This window comes from Variovorax sp. ISS6, from assembly GCF_056523145.1.
Map to the genome: position 1 here is coordinate 6,730,265 of NZ_JAWRZC010000001.1, position 14,950 is coordinate 6,745,214.

Consider the following 14,950-nt stretch of genomic DNA (forward strand, 5'->3'; position numbering starts at 1 on the left):
TGGCTTTCTTTCTTCTCTCGATTCGATGGGTTCTGGGTATCGTGGGTTCGTTCGGGTCTCAGGGCGCGACCACGAAGCGCACCACCAGCACGAGGCCGACGATGAACGCGATCACCATCACGAAGGCGACCGCGATGATGTGCAGCGGGTTCAGCTTGGCCAGGTCGTCCTGGTAGGCGCTCTTCTTGCGGATGCCGAAGAACGACCATGCCACGGCCTTGAGCGTCGCGAGCAGCGAGCCCTTGCGCTGCGTGGCGGGGGTCGGGGTGGGCGGCGAATCGACCATCACGAACGCGGCTCGGCGGCGGTGGCGGGCGCGACGGCGACCGGCGCCGCGGGCGTCTTGCCGCCGACCTCGAAGAAGGTGTACGACAAGGTGATCGTCTTCACGTCCTTCGAGATCTTGGGATCGATCACGAAGGCGACCGGCCACTGCTTCTTCTCGCCCGCGTCGAGCGTGTACTGGTTGAAGCAGAAGCACTCGAGCTTGTTGAAATAGGGCGCGGCCTGCTGCGGCGCGTAGCTCGGGATGGCCTGCGCGGCCATGCGGCGGTTCTGCACGTTCTGGAACTCGTACATCACCGTGTTGAGCTCGCCCGGGTGCACTTCCATCGTGCGCTCGGCCGGCTTGAAGTCCCAGAGGCCGCCGCGCACGTTGGAGTCGAACTCGACCTTGATCGTGCGGGTCATGTCGATCTGCGTGTTGTCGGGCACGCGCACGTTCTTGCCGCCGCTCGCGCCACCCGGCACCTCGAGCTCGGAGAGCGCGAGGATGTTGATGCCGGTCATCTCGCAGATGGCGCGGTACAGCGGCACCAGCGCGTAGCCGAAGGCGAACATGCCGCAGGCGACCACGGCCAGCTTGCCGACCATCTGGACATTGGCGCGCCGGATGCGTTGACCGAGGCTCATGTGCGTGTGCTCCCGTGCCTGGAAATTGATGGAGGCGTCAGCGGCCGCTGAACCAGACCATGCGCACGACGAAGCCGACGAAGAAGATCAGCGCGATCGAGGCCAGCGTGAGCCCCATGCGGCGGTTGCTTCTTCTCTGTTCGGGCGTCATCGCGTGGCGGTCTCGGTCGTCGGGGTTGCGTGGGGCGGTGCGGCGCTCAGCCGATCACCTTGGTGGCGGTCGCGTCGAGCTTGGGCGGCGTCTCGAAGGTGTGGAACGGCGCCGGCGACGGCACTTCCCACTCGAGGCCCTCGGCGGCTTCCCACGGCTTCTGCGGTGCCTTCTCGCCCTTGCCGAGCATGGTCGGCAGCACGACGAAGAAGAAGAAGTACACCTGGGCCAGGCCGAAGGCGAAGGCGCCGACCGATGCCACCGCGTTGAAGTCGGCGAACTGCATCGGGTAGTCGGCATAGCGGCGCGGCATGCCCGCCAGGCCCAGGAAGTGCATCGGGAAGAAGGTGATGTTGAACGAGATCAGCGACCACCAGAAGTGGATCTTGCCGCGCGTTTCGTTGTACATCACGCCGGTCCACTTGGGCGCCCAGTAGTAGTAGCCCGCGAACATCGCGTAGAGCGAGCCGGCCACCAGCACGTAGTGGAAGTGGGCCACTACGTAGTAGGTGTCCTGCAGCTGGATGTCGATCGGCGCGATCGCGAGGATCAGGCCGGTGAAGCCGCCCATCGTGAACACGAAGATGAAGCCCACCGCGAACAGCATCGGCGTCTCGAAGGTCATCGAGCCCTGCCACATGGTCGCGATCCAGTTGAAGATCTTCACGGCCGTCGGCACCGCGATCAGCATGGTCGCGTACATGAAGAACAGCTGGCCCGTGACCGGCATGCCGGTCGTGAACATGTGGTGCGCCCAGACGATGAACGACAGGATCGCGATCGACGAGGTGGCGTACACCATCGAGGCGTAGCCGAACAGCTTCTTGCGCGCGAAGGCCGGCACGATCTGGCTGATGATGCCGAAGGCCGGCAAGATCATGATGTAGACCTCGGGGTGGCCGAAGAACCAGAAGATGTGCTGGTACATCACCGGGTCGCCGCCGCCCGCGGGGTTGAAGAAGCTGGTGCCGAAGTGGCGGTCGGTCAGCGTCATCGTGATGGCGCCGGCGAGCACCGGCATCACGGCGATCAGCAGGTAGGCGGTGATGAGCCAGGTCCAGCAGAACATCGGCATCTTCATCAGCGTCATGCCGGGGGCGCGCATGTTGAGGATGGTCACGATGATGTTGATCGAGCCCATGATCGACGAGGCGCCCATGATGTGCATCGCGAAGATGCCGGCGTCCATCGAGGGGCCCATCTGCAGCGTGAGCGGCGCGTAGAGCGTCCAGCCCGCGGCCGGTGCGCCGCCGGGCATGAAGAACGAACCGACCAGCATCAGCGCCGCCGGGATCAGCAGCCAGAAGCTGAAGTTGTTCATGCGCGCGAACGCCATGTCCGAAGCGCCGATCTGCAGCGGGATCATCCAGTTCGCGAAGCCCACGAAGGCCGGCATGATCGCGCCGAACACCATGATCAGGCCGTGCATGGTGGTGAACTGGTTGAACAGCTCGGGGTTCACGAGCTGCAGGCCCGGCTGGAACAGCTCGGCGCGGATCAACAGCGCGAGCACGCCGCCCACCATCAGCATCGTGAAGCTGAACAGCAGGTAGAGCGTGCCGATGTCCTTGTGGTTGGTCGCGAACACCCAGCGGCGCCAGCCGGTGGGCGCGTGGTGGTCATGGTGGTCGTCGTGCGCGTGGTCGCCGTGGGCGTGACCGTGGGGGTCGAGGACTGCACTCATTTCATCGTTCCTTGAATATCTCGTCGCTGGGCGCTGTTCGCTGTGTTGTTCCGGTCAACCGATCACTTGCCGCGCAGGGCAAGGACTTCGGCCGGCTGCACGATCTGGCCCGTCTTGTTCGACCAGCTGTTCTTGGTGTAGGTGGCGACGGCCGCGAGGTCGGTGTCGCTCAGTTGCTTCCAGGACGGCATCGCGCCGTTGTTCTGGCCGTTGAGCAGCACCATCAGCTGCACCTTGTGGTCGGCGTCGAGCACCTTCGGGTCGCCGTCGAGCGCCTTGATCGGGCCCGCGCCCTTGCCGTTGGCCTGGTGGCAGGCCGCGCAGTTGGCGGCGTAGACCTTCTCGCCGCGCGCCATCATGTCGGGCAGGGTCCAGACCTTGGTCGGGTCGTCGAGCTTGGCGGCGGCTTCCTTGCGCTTGGCGGCGACCCAGGTCGTGTAGTCGGCGGCCGAGACCACCTTCACGTGGATCGGCATGTAGGCGTGTTCCTTGCCGCACAGTTCCTGGCACTGGCCGTAGTAGTCGCCGACGGTCTCGGCGCGGAACCAGGTGTCGCGCACGAAGCCGGGGATCGCGTCCTGCTTGATGCCGAGCTGCGGCACCGCGAAGGCGTGGATCACGTCGTTGGCGGTGGTGATGATGCGAACCTTCTTCTGCACCGGCACGACCATGGGGTTGTCGACCTTGAACAGGTAGTCGTCGGGGATCGCGCCCTTGGCGCCGGCGTCGGACATCGCGCGCTGCGAGCTGTCGAGCGTGGAGATGAAGGCCAGGCCCTCGCCTTCGCCGTTCAGGTAGTCGTAGCCCCACTTCCACTGGTAGCCGGTGGTCTTGATCGTGAGGTCGGCATTGGTGGTGTCCTTCTGGGCCACCAGCACCTTGGTGGCGGGCAGCGCCATCGCGATCACGATCAGGAAGGGAACGATGGTCCAGATGACTTCGACCACCACCGATTCATGGAAGTTGGCGGCCTTGTGGCCCACCGACTTGCGGTGCTTCCAGATCGAATAGAACATGACCGCGAACACGGCCACGAAGATCACCGTGCAGATGATCATCATCACCGTGTGCAGGAAGTGCTGCTCCTGCGCAATCTTGGTCACACCGACCGGAAGATTCAACTGGCGCACCGAGGGGCCGCCGGGCAGATCGTTGACTGCGTGCGCCGCGCCGCTGAAAGCCGCGCCGGCCGCCAGCATCGCCGGCATGAACTTATTGCGCCAAATGCTCTTCATCGTGTTCACGTTTCTTCAAATTTTCAACAAACCCAACCGTGCGGCACCGCGCGAGCCCCCTCAGGCGCCGCGCAACGCCATCCGGATCTCGCGCGCCAGTGCGGCCCTCAACTCCGGCCGCACATAGCGTCCCACCCTGACCGACCGACCCTGGCCCGACAACTCGATCAGCGATCGGTCGCCGGTCTGCGGCTCGATCCGCACCCGGTGCGGAAGAAATTCCGTGCGCTCGTAGCTCCCGCCGTTCTCGAGTTCGACCACGAGCCGACCTGCCTGCAACATGATCCTCTCGCCGTCGGTCGCATGCCGCGCGTAGGCCATGAACGCGAACCCCACGGCGGCCAGTTCGAGCCAGGCGAACGGCAGCACGAGCGGCGCGCCATGCAGCCAGAAGACCGTGCCTATACCGAGCGATACCACGCACAGCGAAGCGTAGAGCCAGCCGAGCTGGCTCGGCGTCACCGAGCAGTTCCGCTTCAGGAACCAGTGGATGTTCTGGCCTGAAACGGTGGCAAATCGAAACACGGAATTCGACACGGGCGAGTTCAGCAAATCGGTCAATCGGCGCCCGCCCGAACCCTTGTCTTCCACGGGTTCCGACGGACCTCGATCGCGGGCATGTACCCACGAGTTTCACGCAACGGCGGATTGTAGCGGGTAGATACCAGCGGCCGTGTACCGAATGCGGCACGCGCGGGCCGCTCGACAACCGGCTTCAGTGGGCCGGCGGGCGCCCGCGCTGCAGCATCGCGCGCATCTCGCGCAGCGAGACCGCGCTCTCGGCCGACAGCGAGACCCGCGGGGTCGGCTTGAAGGCATGGCCGTAGATGATCTCGAAGGTCAGCGCGATCCGGCCCTCGCCGCCCTCGGCCGGCGCGAGCTCGGGCAGCGCCTTTCGCAAGGCCGCGTGCCAGGCCCGGCCGCGCAGGGCCGGGAACCGCGCCGGATGCAGGTTGCGCCCGAGCGTGCGCAGCTCGGCCAGCGCGGCCTCGGGCGTGGCCCAGGTCAGCACGATGCGCTCCATGTCCATCACCGGCTCGGCGAAGCCGGCATGCACCAGCATGTCGCCCCAGTCGTGCATGTCGGTGAACTCGTGACTGGCGGCCGGCCAGCCCAGGCGCGCATGCAGGGCGCGCAGTTCGCGCAGGGTGTCGGGGCCGAAGCACGAGAACATCAGGAAGCCGTCGGTGGCGACCTGCCGGTGCCAGTGCGCGATCAGCGCCTCCGGGTCGGCCGCCATGTGCAGCGCCATGTTGGCCCAGAGCAGGTCGACGCCCTCCTCGGGCAGTCCGTCGAAGCGCAGCTTGCCGCCCTGCCAGCGCCGCGCGCTCCACCAGGGCGCGGCCAGCGCGGCCGAGGTCGCGGCGGCCAGCGCCGGTTCGGGCTCGATCACGAAGGCCTCGGCCTCGCGGTAGCGGCGCGCCAGCAGCTCGTGCGCCTCGAGGCCGCCGCGCAGCGGCGCCCAGTCGGCCCAGTGGCGCGGCTTGGCCTTGATCCATTGCAGGCGGTCTTCCATGCGCCGCCCGATCTCCTCGTGCAGCCAGGGCGAGCCGTCGGCGGGCGCCAGCCGGCGCCAGCGGGCGGCCGCCGCGGCATCGATGGTCGGCGGTCGTCGTTGGGGGTCGGTGGCCATGGGGGCGTGAGTATATTGAGCCCATGCTCAGCCGCTGGACCGCACGCCCTTTGACCTCGCTGTTGGCACGGCTGCCCAGCCAGTGCGCGCTGTGCCGCGACTGGCCGTCGCGCCCGGTGTGCGAGGCTTGCGCCGCGCGTTTCGCCGCCAGCGCGCCGCGCTGCCAGACCTGCGCGCTGCCGCTGCCCGCGGGCGTGGCGCGCTGCGGCGACTGCGTCGTGCACCCGCCGCCGCTCGATGCCTGCCTCGCGGCCTGCGACTACGCCTGGCCCTGGCCGGACTGCGTCGCCGACTTCAAGTTTCGCGGCGACACCGGCTGGGCCGGCCCGCTCGCGCAGCTGCTGCGCGCCATCCCGCAGGCGGCGGCGCTGCTCGATGCCTGCGACCGCGTGCTGCCGATGCCGCTCGCGCCGGGCCGGCTGCGCGAGCGCGGCTTCAACCAGGCACTCGAGCTGGCGCGCCGGCTCGCGCCCGGCAAGACCGATGCCGCGCTGCTGCTGCGCACGCGCGAGACGCCGGCCCAGCGCGGCCTCTCGCGCGCCGAGCGCATGCGCAACCTCCAGGGCGCCTTCGCGGTCGAGCCGCTGCGCGCCGATGCGCTGGCCGGGCGGCGCGTGGTGCTGGTCGACGACGTGATGACCACCGGCGCCTCGTTGTTCAGCGCGGCCCAGGTGCTGCGGCGCGCGGGCGCGGCGCATGTCGCGGGCATCGTGCTGGCGCGCACCGGCAAGCCGCACTGAGCGTGGCGACAATCGGGCCATGTTCCATATCGTCCTGGTCCACCCCGAGATTCCGCCGAACACCGGCAACGTGATCCGCCTGGCCGCCAACACCGGCTGCACCCTGCATCTGGTGGAGCCGCTGGGCTTCTCGATGGACGACAAGCTGCTGCGCCGCGCCGGCCTCGACTACCACGAGTACGCCGAGGTGCGCCGCCATGCGAGCTGGCAGGCGCTGGTCGACAGCGAACGGCCGGCGCCCGAGCGCCTGTTCGCGCTCACCACGCGCGGCACCCGCGCCGTGCACGACATCCGCTTCGCGCCCGGCGACTGGCTGGTGTTCGGCTCCGAGACCAGCGGCCTGCCGCCCGCGATCCGCGAGAGCTTCGATCCCGCGCAGTGGCTGCGGCTGCCGATGCGCGAGGGCCAGCGCAGCCTGAACCTGTCGAACGCGGTGGCGGTGACGGTGTTCGAGGCCTGGCGGCAGAACGGATTCAAATGAGGCTTCGCGACCCCTCGCGCGATGGGGTCGCATCCGAACGGCGGAATCCCCCGTATGGAAAGCATGCCGGCTCGATGCGTTCCGGCATGCCGATCCACCCACGCTCCACACGGGGCACGAGGAGTTCCACCATGCAAGCCAAGTCCATCGCCTTCGCCGCCCTCGCCACCCTGGTCCTGAGCCATGGCGCCCAGGCCTTCCAGGGCGAACAGAATCCGCTGCCCGCGGCGCCGTTCCAGTCGACGCTGTCGCGCGCCGAGGTGCAGACCCAGGCCATGCGGCCGCTGCGCATCACCAATGGCGGCACCGGCGTGGCCCGACCGACCGACGGCATGACCGACCGCGCCGCGGTGCGCGCCAGCGCGGTCGGCATCACGCGCCAGGGCGCGGCCGCCTATGGCGAGATCAGCGACCGCCGCATGTAAGAAAAGAAGGGGCCGCCCGCGTCAGCGGTAGCGGCGCACCACCGACTCGGCCACGCAGGCGGGCTTGGCCGCGCCTTCGAGCTCGATGGTGGTTTCCCAGGTCATCTGGATGCCGTCGTCGGCAATGGGTTCGGCGGTCAGCAGCTTCATGCGCGCGCGCAGCCGCTTGCCCACCGGCACGGGCGACATGAAGCGCACCCGGTTCAGGCCGTAGTTCACGCCCATGCGCGACTCCACCACGTCGAGCGCGGTCTCGTAGAAGCGCGGCAGCAGCGACAGGGTGAGGAAGCCGTGGGCGATCGGCCCGCCGAAGGGACCGGCCTTCGCGCGTTCGAGGTCGACGTGGATCCACTGGTGGTCGCCGGTCGCTTCGGCGAACTGGTTGACCTGCTCCTGGGTGATGGTGATCCAGTCGCTCACCGCGACTTCCTGGCCGACGCAGGCGGCCAGATCCTGAAGGGTCTGGAAGGTCTTCTTGGTCATGCGCCGCACTCTAGCGGCAAGGCCGCGGCCGCGGGTGTCGGCACCGCGACAAGCGGCCTCAGGGAATACCTGGGGCGCCCAGGCACGCGGCGGCTCAGCTTTCGAGCCATTGGCAGATCGGCTGCCATTGCTCGAGGTCGCGCTGCACCCGTCCCGGCGCGATGTCGAACACGGTGAGTCCGCGCGCCGCGAGCTGCACGTAGTTCTGCGTGTCGCGCAGCTCGCCGACCACCGGCACGCCCAGCCCCGCGATGAATTCGTTGAGCCGGTCGGCCGCCAGCGTGCGGGCGTTGACGCGCATGCCGACCAGGCCGATCTGCGTCTTCTCGGCGCGGCGCTGCTCGAGCAGCCGGTCGATGAATTCGCGCGTGGCGTAGATGTCGAAGATGCTCGGCTGCAGCGGCACGATGAGCTTGTCGGCCAGCCCGATCACGTCCTTGAAGCGCCAGCCGTGCAGGCCGGCCGGCGTGTCGAGCACCGCATGGGTGGTGCCGCGCGGCGGGCGCACCACGCTGTTGTCCTCGGTGGCGTCCCAGGTCGAGATGGTCCGCGCCTGCGGCGGGCGCAGCCCGAGCCAGAGCCGGGAGGACTGCTGGCGATCCACGTCGCCGAGCATCACGGCGTGGCCGCGGCTTGCAAAGTAGCCCGCGATGTTCGTCGCGAGCGTGGATTTGCCAACGCCACCCTTGGGATTGGCGACCAGAACCACCGGCATGGAAATCTCCTCCAGAAGGGACAGTCCGCCATGGTAGTGGCTGGCGCCCAAAATCCCGGGACTGCGCTATGTTCGCGGGATGACGACAACAACATCCACGGGAACCCCTCAGGGCGGAGGCACCTACGTGCTCGCCGCCCATCCGCACTGGCGCGATTCGCGCGTGAACCGCCGGCTGCTGGCCGCGGCGCGCGCGGTGCCGGGCGTCGATGTCAACGACCTCTACGGCACCTACCCCGACTACGCGATCGACGTCGAGGCCGAGCAGCGGCGCCTCGAGCGCGCCCAGCTGGTGGTGCTGCTGCACCCGATCCAGTGGTATTCGATGCCGGCGCTGCAGAAGCTCTGGGTCGACGAGGTGCTGGCCTACGGCTGGGCCTACGGGCCGGAGGGCATCGCGCTGCAAGGCAAGGACCTGTGGCTGGTCGCCACCACCGGCAGCCCCGAGAGCAGCTACCACCCGCAGGGTTACCACCGCTATTTCTTCGACGCCTTCCTGCCGCCCTACGAGCAGACCGCCGCGCTGTGCGGCATGCGCTTCCTGCCGCCGCTGATCTCCCATGGCGCGCGCAGCGCCCCCGAGGCCGAGGTGGCCGCGCATGTCGAGGTCTTCGCCCAGCGCCTGGGCAGCTACCCCGACTGGCCCGAGATGGACGAGCTCGACGCCTGCGTGGCCTGCCCGGTGCCAGAGAGCGACCGGCCGGCCGAATCGGACGACATCGGCAAGGTGGTCGAGCGGGTGTTCCACACCACCATGAGCCGCCGGCTGGCCGCCACGACCGGCGGGAGCGCCTGAATGGAGCACGCGCCCGCCTGGCTGACCAACAGCCTGATCTACCTGAGCGCCGCCGTGCTGGTGGTGCCGCTGTCCAAGGCCCTGGGCCTCGGTTCCATCATCGGCTACCTGGTGGCCGGCATCGCCATCGGCCCGTGGGGGCTGGGGCTGGTGTCGCGCGTGGAGGACGTGCTGCACTTCGCCGAGTTCGGCGTGGTGCTGATGTTGTTCCTGGTCGGCCTCGAGCTCGAGCCCAAACGGCTGTGGAACCTGCGCCGGCCGATCTTCGGTTGGGGCACGGCGCAGGTGCTCAGCTGCGCCGCGGTGCTGTTCGCCATCGGCTGCGCGGTCGGCGCGCCCTGGCGCGTGTCGCTGGTGGCGGCGCTGGGGCTGGCGCTGTCCTCGACCGCGATCGCTCTGCAGGTGTTCGGCGAACGCAACCTGCTGCGCACGCCGAGCGGCCAGGCCGGCTTCTCGATCCTGCTGTTCCAGGACGTCGCGGCGATCCCGATCCTCGCCATCCTGCCGCTGCTGGCCGGCGCCACCGCGGCCGAGCAGTCGATGGGCGGCCTCGACCGCCTGCTCGAGGGCCTGAAGATCTTCGGCGTGATCGGCGGCATCGTGCTCGGCGGCCGGCTCGCGCTGCGCCCGGTGCTGCGCTGGATTGCGCGCAGCGACACGCCCGAGATCTTCACCGCCGCCGCGCTGCTGCTGGTGGTGGCGATCGCGGCGCTGATGCAGTTCGTCGGCCTGTCGATGGCGCTGGGCGCCTTCCTCGCGGGCGTGCTGCTGGCCGAGAGCGAATACCGGCGCGAGCTCGAGACCGACATCGAGCCCTTCAAGGGCCTCTTGCTCGGGCTGTTCTTCATCGCCGTGGGCATGACGATCGATTTCGGCGTGCTGCTCGCGAGCCCCTGGATCATGGCGATGCTGGTGGTCGGCTTCATGGCCATCAAGCTGGTGGTGATCTACGCGCTGGCCAAGGCGATGGGGCTGGCCTACCAGGAGCGCCCGGTGTTCACGCTGCTGCTGGCGCAGGGCGGCGAATTCGCCTTCGTGGTGTTCCAGTCGGCCGGGCCCGACGTGCTGCCGCCGCAGGTCACCTCGCTGCTGATCGGCGCGGTCGCGCTGTCGATGCTGCTGTCGCCGCTCCTGCTGGTGCTGCTCGACCGCTACCTGCTGCCGCGCTACAGCCGCTCCGGCGGGCCGCAGCTCGAGGAGATCTCGGAGCAGCAGGACGCCAAGGTGCTGATCTGCGGCTTCGGCCGCTACGGCCAGATCGTGGGCCGCATGCTGATGTCGCAGGGACTGCAGGTGACGGTGCTCGACCACGATGCCGACAACGTCGAGGGCCTGCGCGAATTCGGCTTCCGTGTGTTCTACGGCGATGCCACGCGCCTCGACCTGCTGCGCACCGCGGGCGCCGGCACGGCCAAGGCGGTGGTGGTGGCGGTCGACGACATCGAGCAGTCGCTGGAGATCGTCGACCTGTTCCGCGAGAACTTCCCGCAGACGCGGATCATCGCGCGGGCGCGCAACGTGAGCCACCTGTTCCAGCTGCGCGACCGCGGCGTGACGCTGGTCGAGCGCGAGGTCTTCGAGTCCTCGCTGCGCAGCGCGCGCTCGGTGCTCGAGGTGCTGGGCTGGCCCGCGCACGAGGCGCGCGAATCGAGCATGCGTTTCCGCGAGCGCAACCTCAAGCTCACCGACGAGATCTACCCGCACTACAAGGACCGCGCGAAGCTGATCGCGGTCAACAAGGCGGGCCGCCAGCAGTTCGAGGAGCAGATGGCGCGCGAGCGCGAGGAGCGCAAGCGGCGCGCCGGGAACGACTGGGACCGGCAGGAGGAGGACGAGGAGCGGGTGCCTTAGACCGGCACCGTCAGGTACACGCCCTCGCGGCCCACCAGCGCCGCGCGCGTGGGCATGAAGACCGTGCAGCCGTCGCAGGGCGAGCGGATCTCCTGCCCCGCGTCGACCGCGATCAGCTCGCCCCGGTCGAAGGTCTCGAAGCCCAGCAGCGGCCGCGTGAAGGCGAAGCTCTCGGTCTTCACCATGTGCACCTCGAGCAGGCGGAAGCGGCGCGCGGGCGCAGCGGGCGCCTGCGGGGCCACCGGATCGACCAGCCCGAGATGCGCGAGAAAACGCTGCGTCACGTCGACCGCGAGCTCGGCGGCCGAGCGGCTGAAGTGCTGGCCGCACTCCACCACGACGGCTGCGCCATTTCCCTCGACTTCACCGTGGCGGCCGTAGCCGATCACGCCGGTGCCCGGCGCCGCGCCCGCGGGCATCACCAGGTGCACCAGCGGCGCGCCCACGGCCAGCGCCAGCCGCGCATTGCGCTCGAGCTCCGGATAGACCCAGAAGGGCTGCACCGGCGCGCGCGTCGAATGGATGTCGAGCACGTAGTCGGCCGCATCGAGCACCGGCCGCAGCTCGCGCGCGCGGCGCAGCTCGGGGCTGTCCTCGTTGCCGTCGAGCAGCGCCGGCGTCCAGATGCGGTTGAGGTTGTGCACCAGCTGGCGGTTCTCGTAGGGCCGCTCGATGTCGAAGGCCTCGTAGGCTTCGACGTTGGCGAAGCTCACGGTCAGCGTGCCGATCTTCGGGCGCACGCCGCGGTCGAGCAGGTCGGTCGCCGCCACCATGCCGCAGATCTCGTTGCCATGCGTCAGCGCATTGACCAGCACATGCAGGCCGGGCCGGCCCGATTCGAAACGATGGACGTAGTCGATGCCGGTGTTGCCCGCGCGGTAGGCCGAGAGGTCGCGCGGCAGCACCTCGAGCGGCGCGGTGTCGGGGGTGAACGAGGACGCGCTCATTCGCCGCGGATCCCCGCGCGCTTCACCATCTCGCCGTACAGCGCGAGACGCTCCGACATCATGGCCGTGAACTGTGCGGGCGACTGCTGCTCGGGCGTGAGCGAACCACGCGACTCCAGCGCCTCGACCATGGAAGGCTGGTCGGCCACCGAGCGCACGGCCTTGTGCAGGGTGGCGATCACGTCGCCCGGCGTCTTCGCGGGCGCGGCCAGGCCGATCCACGAGGTGGTGTTGAGCACCGGATAGCCGAGCTCCGCGAAGGTCGGCACGTCGGGCAGCGCCGCGACGCGCGCCGGCGCGGCCACCGCGAGCGCGCGCAGCTTGCCGGCCTGGATGTGCGGCAGGAAGGGCGCGAGGTTGTCGAGGCCGAACTGCACCTCGTTCGAGATCAGCGCCGTGACCAGCGGCCCGCCGCCGCGGTACGGCACGTGCGTGGCATTGAGCTGCAGCTGCGACTTCATCAGCTCGACGTTGAGCTGGCCCATGCTGCCGGGCCCGGCGCTGCAGAAGTTGAGCTCGCCGGGGCGGGCCTTCAGCAGCGCGACGAATTCCTTGAAGTTCTTCGCGGGCACGGCCGGGTTCACCAGCAGCACGTTGATCGAGCGCGCGAGCTGGCTGATGGAGGCGAAGTCCTTGATCGGGTCGTAGCCGGGGTTGGCCTGCGTGAGCGGATTCGCGAGGTGCGAGCTCTGCGACGAGACCACCAGCGTGTAGCCGTCGGGCTTGGCGCGCGCCACCTGCGCGCTGGCGATCGAGCCGCCCGCGCCGCCGCGGTTGTCGATCACCACCGGCGCGCCCAGCGCCTTGGCGAGCGGATCGGCGTAGAGCCGCGCGATCAGATCCACCGAGCCGCCGGCCGGAAACGGCACCACCAGCGTGACCGGACGCGACGGATAGGCCTGCGCATGCGCCGCCAGCGGCAGCGCGGCCGCGAGACCCGCGCCCAGGAAGGTGCGGCGGCGCAGCGCGGAGGCGGAAAGGGGGAAGGTCATGGAAGCGTCCTGGAATCGGGAAGGGATGGGGCCTGAATGTGCGTGCATTCTTGCAAGGTCGTCACATTTTTGCAATAACCATTGCAAAATCGAAGCCCATCGCGACCCCTGCGCGGGCAGAATGCCCGGCGACCATGAACCTCAACCAACGCATCTCGGGCTACGGCCGCAAGCTCACCAAGAGCGAGCAGCGGCTGATCGAGGAACTGCAGACGCGCTATCCCCAGGGCCTGCTCGAATCTGCAACGAGCCTTGCAAAGAAGGTGGGCACCAGCGCCTCGACCGTGGTGCGGCTGCTCGCCAAGCTCGGCTATCCCAGCTACGCGGAAGCGCAGCTCGAGGCCCGCTCCGAGGTCACGGCGCGGCTGGCCTCGCCCGCCACGCGCGCCGATGCCGTGATCGTCGACGACGCCTCGGTGCGCACCTGCCTGGCCAACGCGCTGCTGCACGACCAGCACAACCTGAGCTCGACCTTCGCGGCCATCGATCCCGTGGCCTTCGAGGCCGCCGTGCGGCTGCTGGTGCAGCGCAAGGCGCGCGTGCACGTGCTGGGCCACCGGCATGCCGCCGCCATCGCGGGCCACCTGGCGCTGCACCTGAACCTGTGCCTGCCCGAGGTGCGGCCGCTGGCCGGCACGGCGGCGCTGCCGCTCGAGGACCAGTTGTTGTGGGTCGGCGAGAACGACGTGCTGCTGGCCGTCACCTTCAGGCGCCACTCGCTGGCCACGGCGCGCGCGGCGGCCTACTTCCGCGAACGCGGCGCGAAGGTGATCGTGATCACCGACAGCCCCTCGGCGGCCGCGGCCGCCTCGGCCGACCACCTGATGCTGGTGCGCACCTCGAGCGCCTCGCCCTTCGATTCCTACACGGCCGCCTTCTCGCTCGGCAATGCGCTGGTCACCGCGGTCGTGCAGCGGCGCAGGAAGGAGCTGGGCGCCGCGCTCGAACGCGGCGACGCCCTGTGGGAACAGCACTGGAACGACGCCGCCGCGCCGGCGGGCCCGGCGCGCAAGGCGGACTGATCAGGCCGCGGCAGCGGTCTCGAGCCGCAGCAGCCGCACCGCGTTGCCCTTCAAGATGCCCGGCATCACCTCGGGCTTGAAGCCCGCGACCTCGAAGTCCTTCATCCAGCGCTCGGGCGTGATCAGCGGGTAGTCGCTGCCGAACAGCACGCGGTCCTTCAGCAGCGTGTTGGAGTACTGCACCAGCTGCTTCGGAAAGTACTTGGGGCTCCAGCCCGAGAGGTCGATCCAGACGTTGGGCTTGTGCGTGGCCACGCTCAGCGCCTCGTCCTGCCAGGGGAAGCTGGGGTGGGCCATCACGATCTGCATGTCGGGGAAGGCGATCGCCACGTCGTCCAGGTGCATCGGGTTGCTGTACTCGAGCCGCAGGCCGCCGCCGCAGCGCATGCCCGAGCCGATGCCGCTGTGGCCGGTGTGGAAGATGGCGGGCATGCCGTACTCGGCCACCACCTCGTAGAGCGGCCAGGCCATGCGGTCGTAGGGATGGAAGGCCTGCACCGTCGGGTGGAACTTGAAGCCCTTGACACCGTGCTCCTCGATCAGCCGCCGCGCCTCGCGCGCGCCCATCTTTCCCTTGTGCGGATCGATGCTCGCGAAGGCGATCATCATGTCGGCGTTCTTCTGCGCCGCCTCGGCGATCTCCTCGTTCGGGATGCGCCGCCGGCCCATGTTCGACTCGGCGTCGACCATGAACATCACCAGCCCCAGCTTGCGCTCGCGGTAGTAGGCCACCGTCTCCTCGATCGTCGGGCGGCGGTTCGAGCCGAAGTACTTGTCGGCCGCGCGGTCGTACTCCTCGCCGTAGTTGTCGAACGGGTTCCAGCAGCTCACCTCGGCATGGGTGTGGATATCGATCGCGATCAGGTTCTGGTGGTCCACTTCA

The 14,950-nt window shown here is 68.9% G+C and carries 18 protein-coding genes; 6 read left to right on the top strand and 12 right to left on the bottom strand.

The window, feature by feature from the left end; genetic code table 11:
* Positions 1–58: 58 nt before the first annotated feature.
* The 7 genes from AC1HIL_RS31105 to AC1HIL_RS31135 all read right to left on the bottom strand — a co-directional run bounded on the left by AC1HIL_RS31105 (position 59) and on the right by AC1HIL_RS31135 (position 5,615).
* Complete coding sequence (locus AC1HIL_RS31105; RefSeq protein WP_057596469.1) at positions 59–286, bottom strand: DUF2970 domain-containing protein; 228 nt, start codon at positions 284–286, stop codon at positions 59–61.
* Entirely contained in the window at positions 286–912 is a 627-nt protein-coding gene (locus AC1HIL_RS31110) for a cytochrome c oxidase assembly protein (protein ID WP_057596468.1), read from the bottom strand. Before AC1HIL_RS31110 ends, AC1HIL_RS31105 begins: the two co-directional genes overlap by 1 nt.
* Positions 913–949: 37 nt before the next feature.
* Positions 950–1,063, bottom strand: coding sequence for a cytochrome oxidase small assembly protein (locus tag AC1HIL_RS31115; protein ID WP_261213493.1), 114 nt, complete (start codon positions 1,061–1,063; stop codon positions 950–952).
* Between the two features lie 46 nt (positions 1,064–1,109).
* On the bottom strand, positions 1,110–2,747 hold the full coding sequence (gene ctaD, locus AC1HIL_RS31120; protein WP_057596467.1) for a cytochrome c oxidase subunit I: 1,638 nt from the start codon (positions 2,745–2,747) through the stop codon (positions 1,110–1,112).
* Positions 2,748–2,809: 62 nt separating this feature from the next.
* Positions 2,810–3,982, bottom strand: coding sequence for a cytochrome c oxidase subunit II (coxB, locus tag AC1HIL_RS31125; protein ID WP_261213491.1), 1,173 nt, complete (start codon positions 3,980–3,982; stop codon positions 2,810–2,812).
* A 60-nt stretch (positions 3,983–4,042) separates the two neighbouring features.
* Entirely contained in the window at positions 4,043–4,519 is a 477-nt protein-coding gene (locus AC1HIL_RS31130) for a DUF2244 domain-containing protein (protein ID WP_057596472.1), read from the bottom strand.
* A 178-nt stretch (positions 4,520–4,697) separates the two neighbouring features.
* Positions 4,698–5,615, bottom strand: coding sequence for a methyltransferase domain-containing protein (locus tag AC1HIL_RS31135; protein WP_479670791.1), 918 nt, complete (start codon positions 5,613–5,615; stop codon positions 4,698–4,700).
* Between the two features lie 23 nt (positions 5,616–5,638).
* Between AC1HIL_RS31135 and AC1HIL_RS31140 the strand changes: the two genes are divergently transcribed.
* From AC1HIL_RS31140 to AC1HIL_RS31150, 3 genes are all read left to right on the top strand, one after another.
* Positions 5,639–6,355: a ComF family protein gene (locus AC1HIL_RS31140; protein WP_479670792.1), complete on the top strand. Its 717-nt coding sequence runs from the start codon at positions 5,639–5,641 to the stop codon at positions 6,353–6,355.
* A 19-nt stretch (positions 6,356–6,374) separates the two neighbouring features.
* Positions 6,375–6,836 (top strand): tRNA (uridine(34)/cytosine(34)/5-carboxymethylaminomethyluridine(34)-2'-O)-methyltransferase TrmL, encoded by a 462-nt coding sequence (gene trmL, locus AC1HIL_RS31145; protein WP_261213487.1) that lies wholly within the window; start codon positions 6,375–6,377, stop codon positions 6,834–6,836.
* Positions 6,837–6,967: 131 nt separating this feature from the next.
* The gene (locus AC1HIL_RS31150; RefSeq protein WP_479670793.1) at positions 6,968–7,261 is read left to right on the top strand and encodes a DUF4148 domain-containing protein; all 294 of its coding nucleotides are present in this window, start codon (positions 6,968–6,970) and stop codon (positions 7,259–7,261) included.
* A gap of 21 nt (positions 7,262–7,282) precedes the next feature.
* Here the strand turns inward: AC1HIL_RS31150 and AC1HIL_RS31155 are convergent, their stop codons facing one another.
* A complete protein-coding gene (locus AC1HIL_RS31155) occupies positions 7,283–7,744 on the bottom strand; it encodes a MaoC family dehydratase (protein WP_172705582.1) in 462 nt (153 codons plus the stop codon).
* Positions 7,745–7,838: 94 nt separating this feature from the next.
* Positions 7,839–8,459, bottom strand: coding sequence for a ParA family protein (locus tag AC1HIL_RS31160; protein WP_261213484.1), 621 nt, complete (start codon positions 8,457–8,459; stop codon positions 7,839–7,841).
* Positions 8,460–8,538: 79 nt separating this feature from the next.
* Between AC1HIL_RS31160 and kefF the strand changes: the two genes are divergently transcribed.
* Both kefF and kefC read left to right on the top strand, forming a co-directional pair.
* On the top strand, positions 8,539–9,255 hold the full coding sequence (kefF, locus tag AC1HIL_RS31165; protein ID WP_479670794.1) for a glutathione-regulated potassium-efflux system oxidoreductase KefF: 717 nt from the start codon (positions 8,539–8,541) through the stop codon (positions 9,253–9,255).
* Positions 9,256–11,106 carry a glutathione-regulated potassium-efflux system protein KefC gene (gene kefC, locus AC1HIL_RS31170; RefSeq protein ID WP_057596458.1) on the top strand — a complete coding sequence of 617 codons (1,851 nt, stop codon included), beginning with the start codon at positions 9,256–9,258 and terminating at the stop codon, positions 11,104–11,106.
* On the opposite strand, the gene AC1HIL_RS31175 is transcribed toward kefC, so the two are convergent.
* Positions 11,103–12,053 (bottom strand): M14 family metallopeptidase, encoded by a 951-nt coding sequence (locus AC1HIL_RS31175; protein WP_479670795.1) that lies wholly within the window; start codon positions 12,051–12,053, stop codon positions 11,103–11,105. The genes kefC and AC1HIL_RS31175 overlap by 4 nt on opposite strands.
* Positions 12,050–13,045, bottom strand: coding sequence for a Bug family tripartite tricarboxylate transporter substrate binding protein (locus AC1HIL_RS31180; protein ID WP_057596456.1), 996 nt, complete (start codon positions 13,043–13,045; stop codon positions 12,050–12,052). Before AC1HIL_RS31180 ends, AC1HIL_RS31175 begins: the two co-directional genes overlap by 4 nt.
* A gap of 134 nt (positions 13,046–13,179) precedes the next feature.
* Between AC1HIL_RS31180 and AC1HIL_RS31185 the strand changes: the two genes are divergently transcribed.
* Positions 13,180–14,067, top strand: a complete 888-nt coding sequence (locus AC1HIL_RS31185; protein ID WP_057596455.1) for a MurR/RpiR family transcriptional regulator — start codon at positions 13,180–13,182, stop codon at positions 14,065–14,067.
* On the opposite strand, the gene AC1HIL_RS31190 is transcribed toward AC1HIL_RS31185, so the two are convergent.
* On the bottom strand, positions 14,068–14,946 hold the full coding sequence (locus AC1HIL_RS31190) for an amidohydrolase family protein (RefSeq protein WP_479670796.1): 879 nt from the start codon (positions 14,944–14,946) through the stop codon (positions 14,068–14,070).
* Positions 14,947–14,950 lie beyond the last annotated feature (4 nt).